The organism is Chitinophaga ginsengisoli (assembly GCF_003014595.1).
In the GTDB taxonomy this organism is placed as follows: Bacteria; Bacteroidota; Bacteroidia; order Chitinophagales; family Chitinophagaceae; genus Chitinophaga; species Chitinophaga ginsengisoli.
Map to the genome: position 1 here is coordinate 633237 of NZ_PYGK01000003.1, position 22099 is coordinate 655335.

A 22099-nucleotide genomic window follows, 5' to 3' on the forward strand; every position below is an offset into this window, starting at 1 on the left:
AAATGGGACGGTCATAGGAATAGCATACGAATGAGAAATTATCTCCCCCTTTACTTAGTCTCAAAAACTGCATAAATGTTCCTGCCCATTTACCTATTTTTTTTTGTTAACTCCGCATTAACAGTATGCAGGGGAGCATTTAATAATTTGCCGTTTTTGAAAATCCCAATTTTAAAACAATCTGCATATGATCAAGAATCAACCACAAGATGATCAGCAACTAATCATCAGTATTAGAGAGGGTGGAATAAAGGCCCTTGCAGCATTACATAAGCGCTTCTACAAAATCCTGCTTTATCACGCAAAAGCAATATTATTAAACAGGGAGGACGGAGAAGACGTGGTCAATGAGCTTTTCTTCTCACTATTGAAGCGGAAGGAAGACATAAATATCACCCGAGACGTAAAAGCATATCTGGTTCGCGCCGTAAAGAACCGATGTATTACATTTATCGGCAGCGCGAACCGGGAGAAAGAGATCCTGAAAGGATACCGGCAAACAATAACAGAGTATGTACCTGCCACCAGCCGAATGGAAGACGCAGAGACGTATCGGGAGCTATTGAAAGCAATCAACTCTTTGCCGCCTCAAATGAAAATGGCCATAGAACTTTGTTACCTGCAGGAAATGAAAAAGAAAGAAGTGGCGAGGATAATGAAGATATCGCCCCAGTCCGTAACAAAATATGCCTCTGAAGGACTCAAGCGTCTGGCAAAGTTCAATTCGCTTAAAATGTTGTAGCGATCATTTTTTTCTGATAAGGAAGCTTTACTTTATAATCTGGTTACATTGAATAACGAACAGATAACGCAGTTAGTGATTGATGAACTGGCGGGAGATATCACGCCGGAAGATGCTGCTTTACTCCAGCAAATCCTGCGGGACAATCCTGCGGCGGTCATTCTTCGTGACAATGTTATCAAACTGCTTACTGAGGGAGACATGGAAGGCGTAAGGGAGGAGGAAGTGTCAATAGAGCGGTCACTCACCCAGTTGAAAAAGTATAAAAGAAAGAAAACAATACGCTCACTGGGAAGCCCCGGAGCTACGATATTGGTGTTCCTCTTAACCACGCTTGGTGCATTCCTTTACAAATACAGTCAACAGGTAAAGGAATCAAAGAAAACAATGGTGTTGGAAGCGGCGATGTATAAATACCCTGTACTACTGTTTGAAGATGGAAGCTTCATCCGCCTGGATACAATAAACGGGAACAGCATACCCAATCTATCATTCGACCAGCAACACAGCATATTGTCCATCAATGGGCCTATCAATCATTTTGCTGAAGCAAGATTCATTACCCCACGGGGAGCTACCTATCAACTGATCTTACCTGATGCGAGCAGCATCTATACAGATGGCAAGACGGCTGTATCACTGTTCCTGGATCCTGCAGTCAGCTCCCGTAAAATTGCCATCAGCGGTCAGGCCTTTGTAGCAATAAGCCCTGACCCAACGCGGCCATTTACTGTTGATCTGCCGCAAAAAAGCAGTATAAGGGTACTTGGCACTTCATTTAATATAAACACAGCCGAACAGGGAAGTATACAGGCGGCATTAAAGACCGGGAAGATCCGGATAGAAAATGAAAGTGGATCTACCACGCTGGAACCGGATTCTGTTGCCAGCTGGCAAAAGGGAACAAATATCAGTAAGGCAAAATTTGACCCCGAAAAGGTCTTCTCCTGGCGGCAGGGCACCTACATCTGCACCGAGGCTACCTTACGGGGCCTGGCCCGCGTAATGGAACGCTGCTTTCCTTACAGGATCAGTGTGGATGTGCCTGAGGCACAGGACCAGATACCTGCCGTGACAAGGGAAATGGCGAGAGGTAATGATATCATTCACTTCCTGAATGCCGGTCCTCTATACCGGTCAGACAACAAGTTTACATGTTACTTTGATAAGGATAGCATATTACATATTTCACTCAATCATGTCCCGTAAATTAACCATCGCAGAAGAAAGACTATTACTCCGAAAGATCCGGCAGGGCGATATAGAAGCATTGGAAATATTATTCATATTTTATCGCCAGCGTGTATTCCTCGATGCTTACCTGCGTCTGAAAGACCAGGCAGCGGCATGGTCGGTCACCACGGAGATCTATTCCTGGCTTTGGCAACACAAGCCTAACCTCTTTCCTTTCACCTCCATCAAATTAATGTTACAGGAAGAAGTAAAAAAACGAACCATTGCACAACCCTGACTGTTATACTCCAAACCCCCATTAGAATGTCACCCTTAGCGCAAGGAGATGCCAAACTGCTACCTTTGGAAGGTAAGCGAACCTCAGATACCAACGCGGCACGGATACCGGAGGAATATCTTCAGTTACTGCTGCCCTATGCCGGGATCCACTGCTGGCAACAGGCCAATGTTCACATCCTCTCCCAGCATCTGCAGCTGGGGAAATTTTCCCTGTGGGTACACGATGTTATGGCCTACCAGGATCAGGTGATCTGTCCATTTGTGCCCTTCCCCCTGTATAGTTTACACTACCTGTTTGAAACCAGCCTTAGTATCAGGATGCCCCATTCTGAGCCATTCCAGCTGGCAGAAGACAGCTGCAATCTTTTTTTCCTGCGGCCAGGCGTGAGCTATCTCCCATTGGAAGCAGGCACCAAAGCCGTGTCTTTGCACATTAACATACTCCCCGAATATATGCCCCAACTGGCAAAGAGCTATCCGACCATGTATCAACGGCTCCTTGACATGTCTTCCGGCAACCGGGTGATCAACAAGCACCCCTATACTGTTAATGCTGTCAGCCAACTGCTGATCACGAAGATCCTGACCTGCCGCTATCTCAGGCAGGAGGCGGCCTTATACCTGGAACGCTGTTGTACTGACCTGTTCAACATCTTCTGCCGCCAGTATGCCATAGAAGACAAAGCGTTGTTCGTTGACGATATAGACGTGTATGATGTCTACCATAAGATATTCGAGTACCTGCGGGCGAATACAAACATCTATCACGACATCCGCAAAATATCCTGGATGTTTGAGATCTCTGAAAGGGAACTGTCAACCGGCTTTCTGAACACCTTTGCCATCACCATGGAAGACTGTATCCACATGCTGAAAATGATGCATGCCTTTGACCTGCTGATGCAACAGGACCAGGACTTCAGCGAGATAGCTACCGCAGTAGCCCTGGATACAGAGACCATGATATCCAGCGTAGAGTCGTATTATGATTTTAAAATATCCATACAGCGGAATTAGCTTTCAGTCTCATCTTCCTCATCTTCTTCAGACAAAAAGCGTTTTATCTGGTTCCATGCCGCCCTTACTTCGTCATCGTCCATCACCATATTTGAGCTGGCGGCATCATCCAACCCTTCCGCGCTTTTCTCCCTTTTCCTGACATATAAAAAAAGTAGTAGCAACAGCGCAACTCCGCCCACGGGGATCAGTTCATCCTTTACTGCCACGTTGATGGTCAGTGGTGGTGTGTCCAGGCCAGCGGTTCGCTGCTGCTCGAAAATGATCCGGATAGTACCCTGCAGGCTGGGTACCGGCTTGCGCAGGAACGGGATCAGCAATAACATGATTATCAATAGTGTATTCGAGGCGCCATGCCGTGCTCGCTTCTTCCAGTTGGCTGTTCCGCTAAGTTTCTTTTTCATACGTGGTTGGTTTATTTAATCCCCTCCTTATCATAGTCACATTTCGGGGTCAAATGAGATGAAAAGAAGAGAATTTTTTTTATCCACATGCCACCTAGGGTTATTGCATTTTTCGGTTTGTGCCTGCCATGACAAAGCTGGCATCCCGGTTTTAGATTCAATTGAGATATAGTAGAGGTTCGCTCGAGGTAGCCTCATCCTCCCTTAATCTTCCGTTCCGGAACGGAGGATTAAGGGAGGATGAGGCTACCTCGAGCGAACCTCTACTGAATATCAACCATACAATCGGGGGATCTAACGGGTCATGGAACCATCCGGTCTGGGGGGCATTTTGTTTACCGGGGGACCATTTCGTTGTCGGGTTGCATTTTGTCCCGGGGGCATTTTGTCCCAGGGGTTGCACCCCTGGCTACAAACAACGCGGCTCCTAACGGAGCCTATCGTCGCGAATGATCCACATTTATTTTATTATTGTATATGCTCGGGTTGAATATCCTTTTTTTCAACACTACTCCCCATAGCAACACGCCAAACACCACGCCCAATATCATATTAAACAATTGATATCGTAATACTACCGGTGAAGCCAATACGCTGAACCCATAGTGTACGATCCAGTAAAAGGTGCCTATCCTTAGCGCACTACGGAACTTTATGTCCGCAAAGGAAGGGCCGGATACCCGGTAATACGCAATCCATCCGGAAATGAATAACAGGATGATAAAGACCATCAGGGCAGGATAATAGTCGAACAGGATCAACTCCCGTTTATTGGAAACGGTGTAGATCTTATTGGAAGCATAGTGAAACCACGTCTGGGCAATAGGCCACACCGTGTCGCGCCCGTCATTGTACAGCCCCAGGTTCTCTACCGGAGGATAGGCATACTGGAAAAAATTCGGCAGTAGAAAATACCGGAAATAAGGCAGCGGATACTGGCTGATCAGGTATTTGCCATAGTCATTGTACAATGGCGCCACAGCTGCCATCTGACGGAGGTGATCGGCATTGTCTGCGATGTTCACCGCACCAGGCGAAGGTTGTAAAGGCGAGGTAGCATCCCATAGGTAAAAAGCCATCAATGGCGCATCTGGACGTTGGGACATGGGAATGTGTTGCAGCGAATCTATGTACGCATTCACCTGATGATGTATTGCTGCAAATTCCGGCGGCACTTGCAAAGGAGGGCGCTCCGGCATATGTGCATAGGCATGTACGGCATTATTAGCCATCTGCCATCCGCTGAAGGCGGAGAACTGCCGGGTGCCCGTTACCTTTTCCGACTGATAAGTGGTGTATAACATAAAGCCGCCGATCATGCCGGCCATGATCAGGCCACTGGCGATCTTAACACGTACAGTAAAATCACAAAAGACGATCACAGTGATACTGATGATGGGATAGATCAATGCATGATAGCGGACGGTATACGCCAGCAACAACACTACCAGATGCGCAGCTAACAACCAATTTGAAGGCTGGTACACCAGTCTGAACAACTGAGATATCCAGACAAGGCTGATGCCAATAAAATAGACATCACTGGTTACATAATTACTCAGGTAAAGAATAGCCGGGTTTAAGAACAGGAAGGCAAAGATCAATCTGCGAGGCCATTTCCCAACTGCCGTCAGATCAAGCACGGTAAAAAAGAAGTAGAGTGCGCAGATATGATAAAAGCAGAACTGTACGAACACCAGCGCAGTATCCCAATGGGTAAAGATACCGACAAAGCGGATCAGTTTTGCATAACCGACCGGCCACATATTGACGTCTGCATTGGTATAGGCGCTGCGGAGATAATTGTAGGAATCCTGCATGAAGTTGGGGAATGGATAAAAATATTTGAAGACAATCAACTGCAGCAGCATGGTGAACATCGCCAGGTATACATATCTCTTAAAACGCATTCTCATAATTATGCAGGAATTTAACCGGCTGGGCCAATAGCCTGGTTTGGAGATAGAGAATATTTTTGAAAGTGGTTAAAATTACTGGTTAAATGCTAATTTAAATAGTGTTTAAAGCACCTTCGTGTTAACCACCAAAAGTATATGGCTCCCTTTCCTGTTCTGCTGCTGCCATTTCATGGCGTGGTCCCAAAAACCGCTTATTACAAATGAGAGTTACCGTACCTGGACGAGACTGTCATCCAACTACGGCATACGAAACGATGGACAGTATGTATGGTACCAGTACGGCTCACCGGCAACAGGGGATATATTGGTATTACACAAGGCGGATCATACAGACCACAGGGAGTTCCCCCGTGGATTCAATCCCACCTTTTCGGATAAGCGTTTTCTATTCCAGCTGCCGGGCGATACACTGGCGATTGTCACGGCAGATAGTGTGGCTTATTGGCCGGCGATAAGCACCTATGCTATTGCACAACAGCAGCTCATCCTGCAAAAATCCGATACGCTTGTATGGACGGATCTCAATACCGGTCGCAGTAAAACAATCTATGAAGGCCCGGTTAGCCAGGTAGCATTCAATGGACAACAGCTGGCGTTTATCACCGATCAGACGCTCCGTTATTACCAACGGGAGGTGGATACGATCCGGATATTACACGATAGCTGCATGGGGCCTTTACAGTTTTCCAGAGATGGAAAACGGATCACCTGTCAGTTATTGACTGATAAACAGCCCACCCCGGAAAAGATCCGGATCTGGCATTACCAGGATAACTATCTGCAAACACCGCCGCCTGTTCCAACCACAGTGGTCATCCGGTTGGACGATGGGCAGACACTGCCCGTCAATGTACCCGGTACACAGGTCGCCTACCAGGATGGCGGGCGATATATCATTACCCAAAACAGTCTCAACTACCCCGAATACTATTGGAACAAAGCCGTGATCTCTACCCTGTATCTCGTGGATACGGAGACCGGTACGCGGAAAACGATCGCGGCGAACAGGGAGCAACTATTGGTACCCATCAGTATTTCTCCCGGGGAAAGATTTATGACATGGTATGATCCTTCCAGTCAATACATCCGCTGTTATGAGATAGCGACAGGTCATACGCGTGATTTACTAAAGGGTATTGGTATTGCACAATGGACCGCAGGCGATAGCACCGTTTTTATGCATACTACAGAAGATGTCTGGCAGGTGGATCCAACCGGGGCGAAACCAGCTGTGAACCTGACACAGGGCAAACAAGGGCATACTATTTTCCGGCTATTATTCCCTGGTATATTCGCAGCATTTGATACAAAAACAAAAGACAATGGTTTCTGGAGATGGAACAATAGTCGTTTAGTGCCCTGTACGATGGATGCCTGCTTATACTACTGGCCGCAATATCCGCTGGACCAATATAAACCCATTAAAGCGAAGGATACCACTATTTACTTATTGCAGCGGATGCAGGCCACAGAAAGCCCGAATCTGTTACTGACGGATGATTTCATTCACTTTACGCCTGTTACCAACATCCGGCCGGAGGCAGACTATAATTGGCTGACCGTAACATTAACAAAAGAAGGATTGTTATACAAGCCCACCAATTTTGATCCGCAGAAAAAATACCCTGTCATCTTTCACTACTATGAACGGAGTAAGGACTACCTGCACAGGTACCTACCGCCTGCATTAAGTGAAGGTCCGCTGAATGTACCGGCGTATGTCAGCAATGGATATATTGTATGCATCCCGGAGATCCGTACAAAAAAGGGGCATCCCGGCAAAAGCGCTGCCAAGGCGGTATTAGGGGCAGCAAAGTACCTGTCTGCCTTCCCCTGGGTAGATAAACAGAAAATGGGATTGCAGGGTCATAGTTTCGGTGGATATATCACCAACTATATCATCACACACAGTGATCTTTTTGCCGCAGCACAAGCCAGTGCTGGCCCTGTCAACTTTTTCAGTGGGTATGGGGCTATCAGGAAGATCACAGGTACTGCCATGCAGCAGTTGTATGAACAGGGACAAAATAATATGGGCGTTACACCCTGGGACAGACCCGGACTATATAGCAAAAATTCCCCCGTTATCCGTGCGAACAGGGTGCATACGCCCCTCCTCCTGATGCATAACGACAACGACAATGCGGTACCCTTTGCGCAAAGCATAGAGCTATTCACTGCACTAAGACGGCTGCAGCAGCCTGTATGGTTGATCCAGTATAGGGATGAAGGACATCAGTTATTCCGCGACCCGCAGAAACTGGATTTCAGCATCCGGCAGCAACAGTTCTTCGATCATTACCTGAAAGGTACACCAGCGCCGGACTGGATGAAAGCTCACTGACCGTTATCATCATAGATACCCAGCCAGGTAGGCCATGGAGAGCCTGTTACGACCGTAATGAAATAGAAATCCCCGCCTACGGTCGTGGTAGACTGGGTAGTGCCGGTGTACAAAGGCCGGCCACCATTTACCGGCAGTTCCCAGGTATCTGTCTGGAAGGTACGATAGGGCGCTTCTTTGGCATAGGTCAACACCCTTGAAGCGCCGTTCTGAGAGAAAACACCTGTAGTGCGATAAAACAGGTTGCTGAGTTGCCGCCGTTTGGCCCTGAATGATGTAGTCCCCACCAAAACGGCAGCCAGGGTAATGAATGCTAAAATAATCCTGGCCTTTTTCATAACATAACGTTTGCATTAAAGGTAGATGACTAAAATGGAAAAGAATTTGGAGACAGCGTCTATTCCTGATACCCCTCGTTTTGCGTAAGGTTAGGGTTTAACAACAGCTCGCTCCTGGGAATAGGGAACCATTGCTGATATGCTTTCCAGTCGCCGCCTTTGGTAGCAGTAGCGGCCTTCATCACCGTATTGACAGTGTGGATACGTTTGAGATCTAACCAACGGTGGCCCCATTCGGAAAACAATTCCACCTGTCGCTCATGTTGTATCACCTCATCCAGCTGGCCTGTGCCATTCACCTTAGGCGCAGGCAGGCCCGCCCTTCGCCGCACCACCATCAGATCTTCCAGGGCGCCGGTTTTATCTGCTGTGTGTAATCTCGCTTCTGCCCTGATGAGGTATTGCTCCGAAAGCCGTAACACCATGAGGTATTCTGTTACCGGCTTGTCGGGATCTGCTGCTTTATATTTGTAAGGATAATCAGCGTCTTTACCTAGCCAGTTTTGTTTACGCAGGTCGTCTTTTTCGAATGTCTGCAGGAAAACCGGCGCGGCAAGCACAGGGCGCTGTTGTATAAACAGCGATGCATCTCCCGTAAAAGTGCTGTTCACGGGTTGTAGCTGCCAGATAGCTTCTTTACTGTCTTTCAGAAAAACATTTGATAAGGGCACCATGTCGTATACCGCCTTATTGTCAATCAGCGCCGATGCCGCTGTGATGGCCGCCTGCCAGTTGTTCCGGTACAGCTGCACCCGGGCCAGTAAAGCTGTAGCTGCCCATTTGTTGGGGCGTACCCGGTCAGCTGTAACAGATACAATATCAGCCTGCAGATAATCCGTCCGCAATAAAGACGCAGCATCTTCCAGGTCTTTAATGATCAGTTCATACACTTTTACCACCGGTGTACGATGCATATTGGCATTTACCTTATAATCGGTGCCGGTCACCAGCGGCACTTCATCAAACAGGTTCACGAGGTAGAAATAACAGAAAGCCCTGATAAATTTTGCTTCACCTGTCAATTGCTGCCTGATGGCGGGTGTAAGGCGGGTAGCAGCTGTCAGTCCTTCGATAGCGGCATTGGCCTGGTAGATGTACTTATATAACAGTGCCCATACCGGTATATTGCCGGGTGTCAGCTGGTTTTTATACATAGACAGGGCCAGTTCATCTTCCTGCAGGAGCAGGAATTCGTCGGCAGAGAGACCACAGAGATAGGAAATACCTTCGCCTCCCATAAATGCCCCTTCGTTGCTCATGTTATAGAACAATCCCGTCAGCACGGCGGCAGCAGTGACATCAGACTGATATACCGTACCCGAGGTGGCGCCATCTATTGGGTCTCCGGGATCCAGCAGTTTGCGGCAGCTACCGCAAAACAGCAGGCAGATGAACAATATTGTGTATCGCATTCCAAACAGTTTATAGCGATATTTTCAGTCCGGCAGATAACACCCTCAGGGGAGGAATGGCTGTACGTGACTGCGTCTCAGGGTTCAATCCCTTATAGTTGGTCAGGGTAAACAGGTTCTGTGCCTGTATGTACAACCTGCTATCATGCAGGTGCAGGCGGCCTTGCATTTTTTCCGGCAATAACCAGGCAGCTTCCATGTAACGGCAGCGTATAAAGGAGGCATCTTCATATCCCAGGTCGCTTTGTATAGCCTTCTTATATCCTTCCCGCAAAGTGCCATTTTGGGTATAGCGCTGGCGGTCGGTCATGTCGCCCTGGCGCTGCCACCTGGATAGTACCACTGCATATTGATTCTGCTGGTATCCCGGCATAAAGCTGGGATCAAAAGTGGTATTGATACCCATCTGCTTTGTAAACTGCAACAGTACTTCCAGCTGGAAACGTCCCAGCCGCAGGCTATTCTGCCAGCCGCCGAAGAAAACCGGGTAGCTGTTCACCGACTGAGTTTCTGCCGCTTTTTCCGCCGGTACCGGGTGACGATCTGCATCCGCAAAAAGGTAAGCCCCTGTTGCAGGATCTACGCCCATGGAGGTAGCCACATACAGCTGTGACAATGGTTTTCCTTCCACATACCGGGATGTACCTGGAATTGCGATCGTAGGATCCGGATACTGTACCAGCTTATTGCGACCAAAGGAAATATTGAAGGAAGAAGCCCATTCAAATTGATCCTTCCGGATTTGCTTTGTAGACAGTACGAACTCCCAGCCCGTATTCCGGATCACGGCAGACAGGTTACCGATGATGCTACCAGCACCGGTGATATCCGGCAAAGGATAAGCCACCAGCTGATTGGAAGACCGGTAAATGAAATGACTGGCAGAGAACAGGATCTTGTCGTTCAGGAAACCCAGTTCCAGTCCTGCTTCTGACTTCTGTGTCAGCTCCCAGGCGAAGTCCGCGTTGAACAAACGACTCGGTTGCAAGCCTACTACGCCTTGGTAAGATCCGCTCACATCACTGTACTGGTCCAGGTATTGGTAGTCCCCTATCTGGTCATTACCAGTGGTACCATAACTCAGTCGCAGTTTACCGAAACTCAACACCTTCCGCAGGTGACAGAGGAAGGGTTCCTCAGAAAAGATCCATCCGGCACCGACAGCAGCAAAAGTGGCGAACTGTTTCCGTGGGCCAAAACGACTGCTACCATCGCGGCGCAAGCTGATGTTCAGCAGGTAGCGGTTCTTCCAGTTCAGGCCTGTTCTGCCGAACAAGGCCACATAACGGTAAGCCGCACCTTCTGTTTTACCGTATACACTGTCCGCATAAGCGATATTCCGGATCAGGAGGTCGTCTTTGAAACCATCTCCGTTGATATTCTCACGCGTTTCATTATACCCCTGTATAGTGCCTCCCAGGAGCAATTCCAGCCTCAATGCACGCTGCTGGTATACATAGCTCAACTGGGGTTCAATAATGCGGGAAATCGCCTCATATTCGTATTGATGCAAAGAACCTGTTCTGGTGTTCCGCGTGGGAGGTGCATACATAGCAATGGGGAGGATAGTCTGCGATTTACCCGTCAGCCAGTTATAGCCCATGGTAGTCTTCAGCACAAGACCGGGTAGCAGCCGGTATTGTAGTCCGGCGTTACCCAGTACATTTTTCACATGCGCATCAAAAAGAGGTCCTACCAGGCCAATGTAGGGATTCAGCCAGGCGTAATTCAGGCTACCGTCTTCCAGGTAAGCGGTCGGCGCGTTGGGTGGCAGCATGATCTTACTGGTGAAATCAAGGCCCGGTAAGGTCGTTTTATCGGCCATGAAGCTGCCGGTAAAGGTAGCTTTGAAGCGCTGGTCGGCTGAGGCGCCGCTGGTACTGAAATGTACGCCGCCGCGGTTATCCCCGAAATTGCCGGGGAAGACAGTGCCTTCTTTCCGGTAGTAACCACTCAGCAGGTATTGCATGCTTTTATTTCCGCCAGATACAGATGCCTGGACATTCGTTAGGGAAGCGGTACCTCCTATCAATTCCTTTTGCCAGTCGGTATAACGGCTGGTATCCCATTTCAGCAGGTCGATAGCATTTCTCTCTGTGGGTGTAACACCATCATTCCGGAATGCCTCCCGGCGCATGGCGATGTATTGGGGGGTATTCAGCAATTTCACCTTCCGGGCTGTTTGTCCGAAGCCCCGGCTTACATTCACTGTCAGCTGTGTTTTCCCTGGCTGGCCTTTGCGGGTGGTGATAAGCACCACGCCGTTGGCGCCCCGTGAGCCGTAAATGGCAGTAGCATCCGCATCTTTCAATACTTCTATACTTTCCACATCTTCCGGGTTGACAAAGTTGAAGGCAGAAGCCTTATCACCCCAGATCTGCGAACCTAGTCCGCCGGTCATAATGGGATTATAAGGAATACCATTGATGATAAAGAGTGGTTGTGTACCATTTACCAGGCTGTTTTGTCCGCGGATCTGCACTTTCATGGCCATGCCAGATACCCCGCCGGTTTGGGTAATGAGCATACCTGGCACCCTGCCTTGTAGGGCCATTAACACATTGGTACCTGACTGTCCGGCGATGAAGTCGCCTTTTACAGTAGTGACGTTGCCTGTATTAAACCGTTGGGTGGTGGTACCATAACCGATAATGACGGTTTCGTCCAGCACCTTGCCCATGATCAGTGTAGGCGTATCGGGCATATCCAGTGGCTGCCGGGGAGCTCCCATCAGCAATGCCGCTTTCTCTACATTGATGGAGCGGTCGTCGAGTTTCCAGGCATAAGCGCCTTTCAGGATGGCATTGAGCACATCGGATAAAGCGGCTTTCCGGAAGCGGACATCCAATGTACGGCGTATGTCCACTTCTGAGGGATTATAGCTGAAATAGTAATGCGTCTGTTTTTCTATGCTGGAAAAGATGTCAATGAGGGTAAGCTGCCGACCCACGATGGTCACTTTATCGCGGGGATAGACCTGTCCCTTTACCTGGTACAAACAACAGGTATGCAATAAGAGGAGGAGTATGCAAAATATAGCTGGCTTGGGCATCCCCATAAAAACAACCTTGTGGTTGTTATCATATTAGTAGTAATAAATAACAAAAAGTACTCACACCGATTAATTTTAGCCTTTAACGAGCTATTAACGCGTCCGCATTTCAAAATCGATACTTTTACTCACAAAGAAAACAGCGTCTTTTTTATGAATGCTTCGATTAACAACTATTCAGAAGACGAACTATTTCTACTCATCCGGCAGGGAAGTGAGGCGGCTTTTACTGTGCTGTACCAACGTTATCTTGATCTGTTGTTTGCCAGGGCTTATACCTTATTGAAAAATGAAGATGAAGCCAAAGATGTGGTGCAGGAAGTGCTGATCTGGTTGTGGAACCATCGTACTACTGTTCAATTCAACACCAGCCTGCGGGCCTATCTCACAGGGGCGGTACAACAACGCTGTGCGGATCTGCTCAGGAAAAAGGTCAACCGTAACAGCCGTCAGCAGATCTATGCCTCGCTGACTACCACCATCACGGGTACATCGCCATTGGAAACAAAAGAACTCAGTAACCAGTTGCAGGCTGCCATGGCCCTGATCAGCCCAACGAGCAGGAAAGTGTTCATCATGTCATATATCGAAAAAAAGACATTGAAAGAGATCGCAGCTGTCATGAACATGAAAGTACAGACTGCGAAGAACCATATGCAGCAGGCACTGAAGATTCTCCGCCAACATCTCCGAAAAAATTAACCCTTTTTCCCCAGTACTTTTTTATACCCGGCAACTACTATATAGTAGATCAGACTTTTACAGGATTATCATGCCGGTAGATCCAGACTATATTGAACAACTGGTGCTGGAAGAAATAACAGGGATCATTTCACCAGAAGACAGTATCACCCTCAAAAAGCTCCTCGCAGAGGAACCGGAGGCGTATGCCATCTGGCAACAGATGCACCGTGACCTGACAGGCGCGTATATGCAGTCTGTTCGTAAAAGCCTGCAGGAGGAATTGCCTGTAGAGCAGGTATTTACCACTGCCAGGAGGCGTAAACGACGTAGGATATTCATAGGGACTACCCTGGGTATAGCAGCGTCACTGCTGGTATGCGCAGTAGTCTACAAGATAATGTGGCCGGACTATCAACCCGTATTACCGGCGCCTATCCCTCCTCTAGCCCTCAATACTGTTGCACTGCAGCTGCCCGACGGACAATTGCTTCGCCTGGGCAGCGGGCAGCAACAGACAGTGAACGGGATCATTTTCCAGGAGGAAGACGGGAAATTGTCCTGGTCGGGCGGCGAAGGGTCTTCGATAGCCCGCTTAATTGTTCCACCGGGGAAAGACTATGCCGTTCGTTTGCCGGATGGAACGGAGGTGACGATCAATGCAGCCACCACACTGGAAATGCCGCTGGCATTCGACGACAGCCGGGAAGTAAGGGTGGACGGGGAAGCCTATTTCGCGGTAGCGAAAAATGAAGAACAGCCCTTCCGGGTACATTTACCGAAGAGTACTGTAGCCGTATTGGGAACTTCCTTCAACGTCAACACCTATGATAGTGGCCAGGTAAAAGTAGCCCTGGAATCGGGCGCCGTTAAACTGCTCACGAATGATGGCGATGCTTTATTGCAGCCTGGAATGGCGGTCAACTACCAACCAGGAGTAAGACCCAGGGCCGCAGCTTTTGATGCCCGAACAGTATTTTCCTGGAAAAGCGGTTATTATGTATTTGAGAATACGCCCATATCGGAGATCGCTGATGTCATTGCGCGTACTTACCGTGTGAAGGTCGTCATTGATTCAAAGGCCACAGCAGAGAAGAGATATTCATCCCGCCTGGAAAAAGAGGCGCCACTCGAACAATTCCTGGAACGATTAAAAACACTCGATAACATTGACTACCAATTTAAAAACGGAGACACTATTGTGCATTTGTTATTCCGACCGTAAACAAAAATTGCTATGCGATCAACATTATTTAAAGCTAACAAACTCCTATTAATCGAAAAGGACAGACAGTCTTACATTACTGCCAACTGCCTGCCACTGGAGTACCTTAAACTGGTCATCCCCTATGCAGGTTTGTATTTCAGGGAAGACGGGGATTGTGAAATACTCTCCCAGCACATTGGCGCTGGTCCATTTTCACTATGGATGCACGATGTTTTTGCAAAGGAGAGGATCACATTATTACCATACACGCCTTATCACATCTGGACACTGCATTTTATGTATGAGGATAGCCTGGTAATAGAAAACCTGGGGAATCCTCCTTATCAGCTCGAAGAGCGGGAATGCAACCTGTTCAACCTGCACCCGGGCTTACATCCTATCCCCATGGAGGCCAACAGGAAAGTACTGTCCGTACATGTTAACATCCGCCCGGAGTTCTTTCCAAGGCTGATGGCAAAGTACCCTGTACTCACAGAACTGCTGAGTCGTCCGAGCCCTGCAACAAGCAGTGTGCTCAATGAGCATCCGCATCCGATCAGTGCGGTGTGCGATCTGCTCATACAACGGGTCCTGACTTGTCGTTATACAGGCAGGAAGGCGCATACGTTCATTTATCGCAGCATCCTGGACCTGCTGCTGAACTATGCCCAAAGGGAAGCGCATGCGCATGAACCCTTCCTGTTCAGCAGTCTTGAACACCAGGAAACTTACAGACAGATCTTTAAGTTCCTGATAGAGCAGCCATACAAAAAGTATTCGCTGGCAGAGCTGTCCTGGATGTTTCACCTGCCTGCGGCTGAATTATCCCAGGGATTCCTGCAGCATTATGCCATCTCCGTGGAAGATCTCAATCACATGATCCGTATGATGATGACCTTTCACCTGCTGCATAAAAAGAACTGCTCGCTACCGGTTTTAGCAGACGCAGCTGATTTTAAAGATGTGGGTGAAATGGTGAAGCAACTGGAAGCCTACTATGCGTTCAAAGTGAAAAAGTAGGGATCAATATTGGGCAAAGCTGTTACCATTCTTTTCGGAATGCAACTAGTTATTCCTACAGTCTGTATACGTCAGGCTGTAGATACCACATTGTGAATACACATTATGAATAACTAGCTTTAAATTCCAACCATGAAGAGATTGAATGTAGCAGCGGCTGCCATTGCATTGTTGTGTGCATCGCATGAATATATCCACGCACAGGCGCCCATTAACTCCAAATCCTCCTGGCAGATGCAACCTGTCAGTATTCAAACAAGATGGGCTAAAAATGTAAATCCCCAAAACGTACTGCCCGAGTATCCAAGACCACAGATGGTCAGGAACCAATGGCAGAACCTAAATGGATTATGGCAGTACACCATCACCCCGAAAGATGCTGCCATGCCTACACAGTTCGAGGGACAGATACTGGTACCATTTCCGTTGGAATCAGCCCTGTCCGGTGTAAAAAAGCCATTACAGCCTACGCAGCGCCTTTGGTATAAACGCACTATCACCAAGCCAGACATCACCGGCGATAAACGGGTATTACTACATTTCGGCGCTGTTGACTGGCAGGCCACTGTCTACATCAATGGCAAAGAGATCGGCGGCCATACCGGCGGCTATCAAAACTTCTCTTTCGATATCACCGATGCATTGCAGGATGGTGATAACGAGCTGGAAGTATCCGTATTCGACCCCACCGATCAGGGTATCAATCCTCATGGCAAGCAGGTATTGAACCCGCAGAATATCATGTATACCGCCAGCAGCGGTATCTGGCAGACGGTATGGATGGAAACCGTACCGGCTGCTTATATCAACAACATCCGCATCACACCGGATATTGATAAAGGCAACTTAAAACTGGAAGTGATCACTGCCGGTAAAGAGCGTGAATACTCTGTGGAAGCTGTGGCTTCTAATGGTAAGAAAGTAAAGGGTAAGCCCAATACACAACTGTTGCTACCGGTGCCTAATGCACGGCTTTGGAGCCCTGATCAACCATATTTGTACAATCTCAATGTAAAGCTGCTGTACAAAGGCAAAGTAGTGGATACCATTGGCAGTTATTTCGGTATGCGTAAAATAGAAGTGAAGAAAGACGAGAAAGGAATGGAACGCATCTTCCTGAATAATAAATACACCTATAATTTAGGCGTATTAGACCAGGGTTTCTGGCCAGAGGGATTATATACTGCGCCGACAGATGAAGCCTTGAAATTTGATATCATGGCCATCAGGAACATGGGGTATAATACGATCCGAAAGCACATCAAATTAGAGCCCGCTCGTTGGTATTATCATGCGGATAAAGCTGGTATGCTGGTATGGCAGGATATGGTAACCTGTGCGAACGACAAGGCAGAAGCAAAGAATGAATTTGAAAAAGAAAACAAGGAAAACATAGCTCAGTTATATAACTACCCAAGCATTGTCACCTGGGTATTGTTTAACGAAGGTTGGGCACGCTATGATCAGCAACGTCTGACAGAATGGATGAAACAGACAGATCCCTCACGTATAGTGAACGGCCATACTGGCGAGAACTATGACCGTGGTGCGCCTGAAGATTCAAAAAAATGGGCAAGCAGCGATCTGACCGATATTCATGATTATCCTGGTCCAGGCATTCCACCTGCATTGCCTGGCAAGGCGCGTGTGTTAGGTGAATGGGGAGGTGTGAGAGTTCCTACTTTAAAACATCAGTGGAATGATATGGAAGGTTGGGGCTATATACAGGTGCCTGCGAGTGCTTTTAAAGCGAAGTATGATTCCATGGTAAAGAGCCTGAAATCCCTGGAAGAAAAAGGCTTGTCTGGCTCTATTTATACCGAGCCATTTGATGTGGAAACAGAAGAAAATGGTATGATGACCTACGATCGGGAAGTCATCAAAATAGCTGATGAAGATCTCAGGAAGATTCACAGCCAGATACTGAAGCAAGCAGAAAGTTATGCAGCTGCGCCTGGCGTTTTCCAAGCCAAAGTGGCTGACACTGCTAATCCTGACCTGCAATATGCAACGCTGTTACAACAGTTTCATAACGGCAAAAAAGATCCGGAGTTTGTAAGGGATCTGACACTCATGGCAGTACGTTTAAAAGACGATAAATCTGTTCCCGATTTGAGTGCTGCATATATCAATAGCATGTCTGATCCATTCACATTCAGGAATATGACCTTTATCAATCGTTTCACAAGATCTACCAAGGATCCTGGCTTTAATATCTTATTCAAAAACCAACAAAAAGCAGGTGAATTAATTGGTGATGACAATGTAAGAAATAAAATAAAGTCTGTTGTATTCAATGACGAAATCAAAGCTTATGTTTCCGGACCTGATGCGAATCCAGACTGGAACGAATTAGAAAAAAAGATAGTCCCAAAATATGGATCTCCTGGTGAGGAAATTTTATTGAATGCTAAAGCAATTCATTACATAAACCATAAAGATTGGAATAACTTCGTTCCTGCAGCATCTACATTAATCGATAAATACAGGAAAAGCGTATCAAGTGGTATGTTAAATGATTTCGCCTGGGCAGTGTTCGAAAATGTATCAGACACTTCACTATTGAGATCTGCACTTCTATGGAGTAAGTATAGTCTGGAAGACGAACAAGTACCAATGATGATGGATACTTATGCAAATTTGCTACATAAACTAGGCAACCAACAGGAAGCTATAAAGTGGGAGCAAAAAGCAGTAGAAGGAGACCCACGTGAAACGGTCTTCAAAGACACCCTCGAAAAAATGAAGAAAGGGGAAAAAACCTGGAACTAAATAAACCCATGCCAGCTGCGCATCTCACACCAGATGCGCAGCTGGCACATTAACTTCATATTAACTTCTTTTTACTTTTCATTTGTTAGCTTAGCATCGAACCAACTTTATCTTCCCTCTCATGATTGCTCACTATACCGAACTACTCGATACTTTTGACAAAACACGGATTGAAGACTGGGGCTTCTACTTCCATGACAATGCGGAAAGAATTGATACACTCATCCAATTTTATGAAGCATATAATAAGCATGTCATGAATGCACAGGCAAAACGTATTCGCGCGCTTAAAAAAAGTATAAGTCAGCTTACCGGAGATCATCGTTGGTCCGATATGGAAGGATTGGAATTAACCTATGATAATTTTGAACCATCGCTGTATATCCGTGGGAGTTTTAATTCCACCCCAGCAAATCCTTTAGGGACCTTCAACATTCACATTCTCGCGCCTACGGTGCAGGCCTGGAATCATTATGAGAACCAGCTACTTAGCCGTTATACAGCGCAGGAACCATTAATAGCAGGCAACAAGACAATATTACAGGTGTTTACTGCTCCCGGACAGCAGGAGAAACAGATCCTGGAAGCCTTGCAGGAAGTGTATTTGTTCTTATCCAGCTTGAGTTTGAAGAATTTTTTGCTCCCATTAACATCTCATTAACGAACTTAACTTTCCAATTTACTAGCTTAGCTAAAGTATATAGCGATTGTCGTTTTTCGATTCCCGATGGAATACACCAACGAAACCGGCTTAACGATAAAGCATTGTTCAAGTATCACCAGCCCCCATGCAAGCCAATAGCGGATTGCTGCCTGGTCTTTAAATGATAGTTCATGTGTTGAATCAAAATAGACCGTTAAAACGCGATTATGTACCCTACATTATTCGAAGAGAACAAATTATTGTTGATTGATCGCCTCGACCAGGCCTATTTTCCTGCTGCGAACGTACCTTCCGAGTATCTGCCCCTTATCATACCCTACGCTGGCTTATATTATGAACAGGATGACGATTACAATGTGCTGTCACAGCATATACAACTAGGCCCATTTTCTTTATGGCTGCATGATGTATTTGCCTGTAACGACATTGTGCTGCGCCCGTACACGCCCTTCCATATATGGGCGCTGCATTTTATGTATGAAGACACCCTGCGCGCTGAGTTAGTTAAAACGAATACTTTTACCCTGGAGGAAAGACAGTGCAACCTGTTCAACCTCTATTCCCACATGCCCCGTGTACCCATGCAGGGGGGGAAGAAAATTCTTTCATTCCATATTAATATACTGCCATCAGACATGATGGTGCTCGTACAACAGTACCCGGGTCTTTATTATCTCGCCAACAAAAGGGTACAAAGGAAATCCAGCGTTATTAACGAAAAGCCTTACCGTATTAATGCTGTTTGTAATATGCTGATCCAGAGTATCCTGTCGTGCCGGTATGTAGAAATGCCTGCCGCCTACTTCCTGCAGCGGTGCTGCCTGGACCTTTTCCTCAACTTCGCCCAGCAGGATGCCATCGCTGACGAGATCAGGCCTCCTACCGAGGCGCAAACGGCCCTTTTTAACCAGATCTTCACCTACCTGACTGAACATCCGCACATTAACCATACGGTGCAGGAAATCGCCAAAATGTTCAATATGCCGGGGGTGAAACTGGCACAGGGGTTCCGGGCACAGTTCAGTATCGGCATCACACCTTTCCTGCACATGGTGAAAATGAACATGATCTATCACACGCTCATGCAGCGGGCATGTACCCTGCGGGACCTTGCCCTTGTGGGTGGCTATTCCCACATAGAAGACATGGTCAGAGACGTGGAAAAGCACTACGGCTGCAATCTGGCTGCATTGCGCAGAAGCATGTAAATTTCATTTTGCATTGTTCACCACAAAGCTCCGTCAGGAGCTTTTTTTATGCCCCCTATACCCTTCCCTCCAAAGTTTTTCTCCTCATCTCCTAAGTTCTCTTCTGCCTGGCACAACTACCTTTGGAAAGAACGAAAACTGCATACTACCATTTAATAGTTTCTCCAAAAGTTAGCCCATGGATCAACCCATTTTAATACCACAAACAGATAGCCAGGTTCCTGTAAAAAGAAAAGCTATTATTATAGGAGCTGGCCCCGCCGGATTAACGGCCGCATACGAATTGTTGAAGAGATCCGACATCATTCCGGTAATACTGGAAAAGTCAGGAGACATTGGTGGTATCTCAAAGACCATTAATTATAAAGGTAACCGCATGGACATTGGCGGTCACCGCTTCTTTTCAAAATCAGACCGTGTGATGAACTGGTGGCTGAACATACTCCCTGCCCAGGAAACAGGCAATGAACAGTTCACCATCAGCTATCAGAACAAATCCCGGCAGGTAACACCCGGTGAAAGCGTTACTTCCGGCAACAGCGACAAAGTAATGTTGGTGAGGGAACGTCTCTCCCGCATCTACTTCCTGCGCAAATTTTTTACTTACCCGATACAGCTTTCTATCGATACACTAAGGAAACTGGGAATAGGCACCACCATCTCTATCCTGGTTTCCTACCTTCAGGCCCAGCTATCTCCCCGTAAACCGGAAAATAGCCTGGAAGACTTTATGATCAACCGCTTTGGTAAAACACTCTACAGACTATTCTTTAAAGACTATACGGAAAAAGTATGGGGGGTACCCTGCCACGAAATTCCGGCAGAATGGGGCGCACAACGCATCAAAGGCGTGAGCATCCGCAAGGCGATCCAACACGCGGTCCAATCGGCCGTTAAAAAGAAAAAGAAAACACCAGGAGACATCGCCCAGAAAGATACCGAAACAAGCCTGATAGAGCAGTTCCTCTACCCTAAACTCGGCCCCGGCCAGTTGTGGGAAGAAGTGGCCCGCCAGGTACAGGAAATGGGCGGTACCATCCTGATGCACCACGACGTGATCTCTGTCAATACACAAGACGGTAAGGTGACCGCCGTAGAGGCCTTCAACAAACAAGACCTCCAGACTATAGAATTAAAAGGGGACTATTTCTTCAGCACCATGCCTATAAAAGAGCTCATCGCCAGCATGGAGGCAGACATTCCGCAGAATGTACGCGAGGTAGCTGCCGGACTGCAATACCGTGATTTCATCACTGTAGGCATTCTCCTTAAAAACCTTTCCGAACAGGATAAGCGAACCGGTAAATGGAAGCCTTTACAGCTGAAAGATACCTGGATCTACATACAGGAAAAAGACGTCAAGGTAGGCCGACTGCAGCTGTTCAACAACTGGAGTCCTTACCTGGTAAACGATCCTAACACCGCCTGGGTAGGTATGGAATTCTTCTGTAATGAAACAGACGATTTCTGGAAACTGCCTGATGAAAGGATCTCCGCACTTGCCATCCGTGAACTGCAGAAAATAGGCTTAGCCAATGCGAGCGATGTGCTGGATTCTACCGTGTTGCGTGTGGAGAAAACCTATCCCGCTTATTTCGGCGCCTATGAAAGATTTGATGAAGTGAAACAATATGTGAACACCTTTCCAAATCTCTTCCTCGTAGGAAGGAATGGTATGCACAAGTACAACAACGCTGACCACTCCATGCTCACAGCGATGGTGGCAGTAGACAATATCATTGCTGGTGAAACAGGGAAGGATAACATCTGGTCCATCAATACGGAACAGGAGTATCATGAAGAAAAAACGGGACAGCACGCCTGATCAGCTATACATGAAATTAGC

General features: G+C 47.3%; 17 protein-coding genes. 12 read left to right on the forward strand and 5 right to left on the reverse strand.

Going from position 1 to position 22099, the window contains the following annotated elements; genetic code table 11:
• Nucleotides 1-187 precede the first annotated feature (187 nt).
• The 4 genes from CLV42_RS10480 to CLV42_RS10495 are packed head-to-tail and all read left to right on the forward strand — an operon-like array spanning nucleotide 188 to nucleotide 3232.
• Nucleotides 188-742 (forward strand): RNA polymerase sigma factor, encoded by a 555-nt coding sequence (locus tag CLV42_RS10480; RefSeq protein ID WP_106601854.1) that lies wholly within the window; start codon nucleotides 188-190, stop codon nucleotides 740-742.
• A gap of 48 nt (nucleotides 743-790) precedes the next feature.
• Nucleotides 791-1951, forward strand: a complete 1161-nt coding sequence (locus CLV42_RS10485) for a FecR domain-containing protein (protein ID WP_106601855.1) — start codon at nucleotides 791-793, stop codon at nucleotides 1949-1951.
• Nucleotides 1941-2213: a hypothetical protein gene (locus tag CLV42_RS10490; protein WP_106601856.1), complete on the forward strand. Its 273-nt coding sequence runs from the start codon at nucleotides 1941-1943 to the stop codon at nucleotides 2211-2213. The genes CLV42_RS10485 and CLV42_RS10490 overlap by 11 nt, the downstream gene beginning before the upstream one ends.
• Nucleotides 2214-2239: 26 nt before the next feature.
• Nucleotides 2240-3232 (forward strand): hypothetical protein, encoded by a 993-nt coding sequence (locus CLV42_RS10495; protein ID WP_106601857.1) that lies wholly within the window; start codon nucleotides 2240-2242, stop codon nucleotides 3230-3232.
• On the opposite strand, the gene CLV42_RS10500 is transcribed toward CLV42_RS10495, so the two are convergent.
• Complete coding sequence (locus tag CLV42_RS10500; RefSeq protein WP_106601858.1) at nucleotides 3229-3636, reverse strand: hypothetical protein; 408 nt, start codon at nucleotides 3634-3636, stop codon at nucleotides 3229-3231. The two genes, CLV42_RS10495 and CLV42_RS10500, sit on opposite strands and share 4 nt — an antisense overlap.
• Nucleotides 3637-4073: 437 nt before the next feature.
• Nucleotides 4074-5546 carry a hypothetical protein gene (locus CLV42_RS10505; RefSeq protein WP_106601859.1) on the reverse strand — a complete coding sequence of 491 codons (1473 nt, stop codon included), beginning with the start codon at nucleotides 5544-5546 and terminating at the stop codon, nucleotides 4074-4076.
• Nucleotides 5547-5724: 178 nt separating this feature from the next.
• On the opposite strand from CLV42_RS10505, the gene CLV42_RS10510 reads away from it, so the two are divergent.
• On the forward strand, nucleotides 5725-7899 hold the full coding sequence (locus tag CLV42_RS10510; protein ID WP_106601860.1) for an alpha/beta hydrolase family protein: 2175 nt from the start codon (nucleotides 5725-5727) through the stop codon (nucleotides 7897-7899).
• Here CLV42_RS10510 and CLV42_RS10515 read toward each other — a convergent pair.
• Genes CLV42_RS10515 through CLV42_RS10525 form a run of 3 tightly spaced genes read right to left on the reverse strand, consistent with a single transcriptional unit; the run spans nucleotide 7893 to nucleotide 12647 of the window.
• Entirely contained in the window at nucleotides 7893-8237 is a 345-nt protein-coding gene (locus CLV42_RS10515) for a hypothetical protein (protein WP_106601861.1), read from the reverse strand. The two genes, CLV42_RS10510 and CLV42_RS10515, sit on opposite strands and share 7 nt — an antisense overlap.
• 59 nt (nucleotides 8238-8296) lie before the next feature.
• The gene (locus CLV42_RS10520) at nucleotides 8297-9649 is read right to left on the reverse strand and encodes a RagB/SusD family nutrient uptake outer membrane protein (protein WP_106601862.1); all 1353 of its coding nucleotides are present in this window, start codon (nucleotides 9647-9649) and stop codon (nucleotides 8297-8299) included.
• Between the two features lie 10 nt (nucleotides 9650-9659).
• Entirely contained in the window at nucleotides 9660-12647 is a 2988-nt protein-coding gene (locus CLV42_RS10525; RefSeq protein WP_170117457.1) for a SusC/RagA family TonB-linked outer membrane protein, read from the reverse strand.
• 207 nt (nucleotides 12648-12854) lie between these two features.
• Here CLV42_RS10525 and CLV42_RS10530 point away from each other — a divergent pair, with 207 nt between their 5' ends.
• The 7 genes from CLV42_RS10530 (at nucleotide 12855) to CLV42_RS10560 (ending at nucleotide 22078) form a co-directional block, all read left to right on the forward strand.
• Complete coding sequence (locus tag CLV42_RS10530) at nucleotides 12855-13403, forward strand: RNA polymerase sigma factor (RefSeq protein ID WP_106601864.1); 549 nt, start codon at nucleotides 12855-12857, stop codon at nucleotides 13401-13403.
• 70 nt (nucleotides 13404-13473) lie between these two features.
• Complete coding sequence (locus CLV42_RS10535; RefSeq protein WP_106601865.1) at nucleotides 13474-14607, forward strand: FecR family protein; 1134 nt, start codon at nucleotides 13474-13476, stop codon at nucleotides 14605-14607.
• Between the two features lie 12 nt (nucleotides 14608-14619).
• Nucleotides 14620-15609, forward strand: coding sequence for a hypothetical protein (locus CLV42_RS10540; protein ID WP_106601866.1), 990 nt, complete (start codon nucleotides 14620-14622; stop codon nucleotides 15607-15609).
• A gap of 132 nt (nucleotides 15610-15741) precedes the next feature.
• Complete coding sequence (locus CLV42_RS10545; RefSeq protein ID WP_106601867.1) at nucleotides 15742-18381, forward strand: glycoside hydrolase family 2 protein; 2640 nt, start codon at nucleotides 15742-15744, stop codon at nucleotides 18379-18381.
• Nucleotides 18382-18502: 121 nt separating this feature from the next.
• Nucleotides 18503-19042 (forward strand): hypothetical protein, encoded by a 540-nt coding sequence (locus tag CLV42_RS10550; RefSeq protein WP_106601868.1) that lies wholly within the window; start codon nucleotides 18503-18505, stop codon nucleotides 19040-19042.
• A 209-nt stretch (nucleotides 19043-19251) separates the two neighbouring features.
• Nucleotides 19252-20253, forward strand: coding sequence for a helix-turn-helix domain-containing protein (locus tag CLV42_RS10555; protein ID WP_106601869.1), 1002 nt, complete (start codon nucleotides 19252-19254; stop codon nucleotides 20251-20253).
• 178 nt (nucleotides 20254-20431) lie between these two features.
• Complete coding sequence (locus CLV42_RS10560; RefSeq protein WP_106601870.1) at nucleotides 20432-22078, forward strand: NAD(P)/FAD-dependent oxidoreductase; 1647 nt, start codon at nucleotides 20432-20434, stop codon at nucleotides 22076-22078.
• The last annotated feature ends 21 nt before the right edge of the window (nucleotides 22079-22099 follow it).

Bases quoted from the DNA above. Each gene is read 5' to 3' on its own strand.
- CLV42_RS10505 (WP_106601859.1), bottom strand. From the start codon at position 5,546: ATGCGTTTTAAGAGATATGTATACCTGGCGATGTTCACCATGCTGCTG.
- CLV42_RS10550 (WP_106601868.1), top strand. From the start codon at position 18,503: ATGATTGCTCACTATACCGAACTACTCGATACTTTTGACAAAACACGG.
- CLV42_RS10520 (WP_106601862.1), bottom strand. From the start codon at position 9,649: ATGCGATACACAATATTGTTCATCTGCCTGCTGTTTTGCGGTAGCTGC.
- CLV42_RS10530 (WP_106601864.1), top strand. From the start codon at position 12,855: ATGAATGCTTCGATTAACAACTATTCAGAAGACGAACTATTTCTACTC.
- CLV42_RS10535 (WP_106601865.1), top strand. From the start codon at position 13,474: ATGCCGGTAGATCCAGACTATATTGAACAACTGGTGCTGGAAGAAATA.
- CLV42_RS10555 (WP_106601869.1), top strand. From the start codon at position 19,252: ATGTACCCTACATTATTCGAAGAGAACAAATTATTGTTGATTGATCGC.
- CLV42_RS10540 (WP_106601866.1), top strand. From the start codon at position 14,620: ATGCGATCAACATTATTTAAAGCTAACAAACTCCTATTAATCGAAAAG.
- CLV42_RS10560 (WP_106601870.1), top strand. From the start codon at position 20,432: ATGGATCAACCCATTTTAATACCACAAACAGATAGCCAGGTTCCTGTA.
- CLV42_RS10500 (WP_106601858.1), bottom strand. From the start codon at position 3,636: ATGAAAAAGAAACTTAGCGGAACAGCCAACTGGAAGAAGCGAGCACGG.
- CLV42_RS10515 (WP_106601861.1), bottom strand. From the start codon at position 8,237: ATGAAAAAGGCCAGGATTATTTTAGCATTCATTACCCTGGCTGCCGTT.
- CLV42_RS10495 (WP_106601857.1), top strand. From the start codon at position 2,240: ATGTCACCCTTAGCGCAAGGAGATGCCAAACTGCTACCTTTGGAAGGT.
- CLV42_RS10490 (WP_106601856.1), top strand. From the start codon at position 1,941: ATGTCCCGTAAATTAACCATCGCAGAAGAAAGACTATTACTCCGAAAG.
- CLV42_RS10510 (WP_106601860.1), top strand. From the start codon at position 5,725: ATGGCGTGGTCCCAAAAACCGCTTATTACAAATGAGAGTTACCGTACC.
- CLV42_RS10545 (WP_106601867.1), top strand. From the start codon at position 15,742: ATGAAGAGATTGAATGTAGCAGCGGCTGCCATTGCATTGTTGTGTGCA.
- CLV42_RS10480 (WP_106601854.1), top strand. From the start codon at position 188: ATGATCAAGAATCAACCACAAGATGATCAGCAACTAATCATCAGTATT.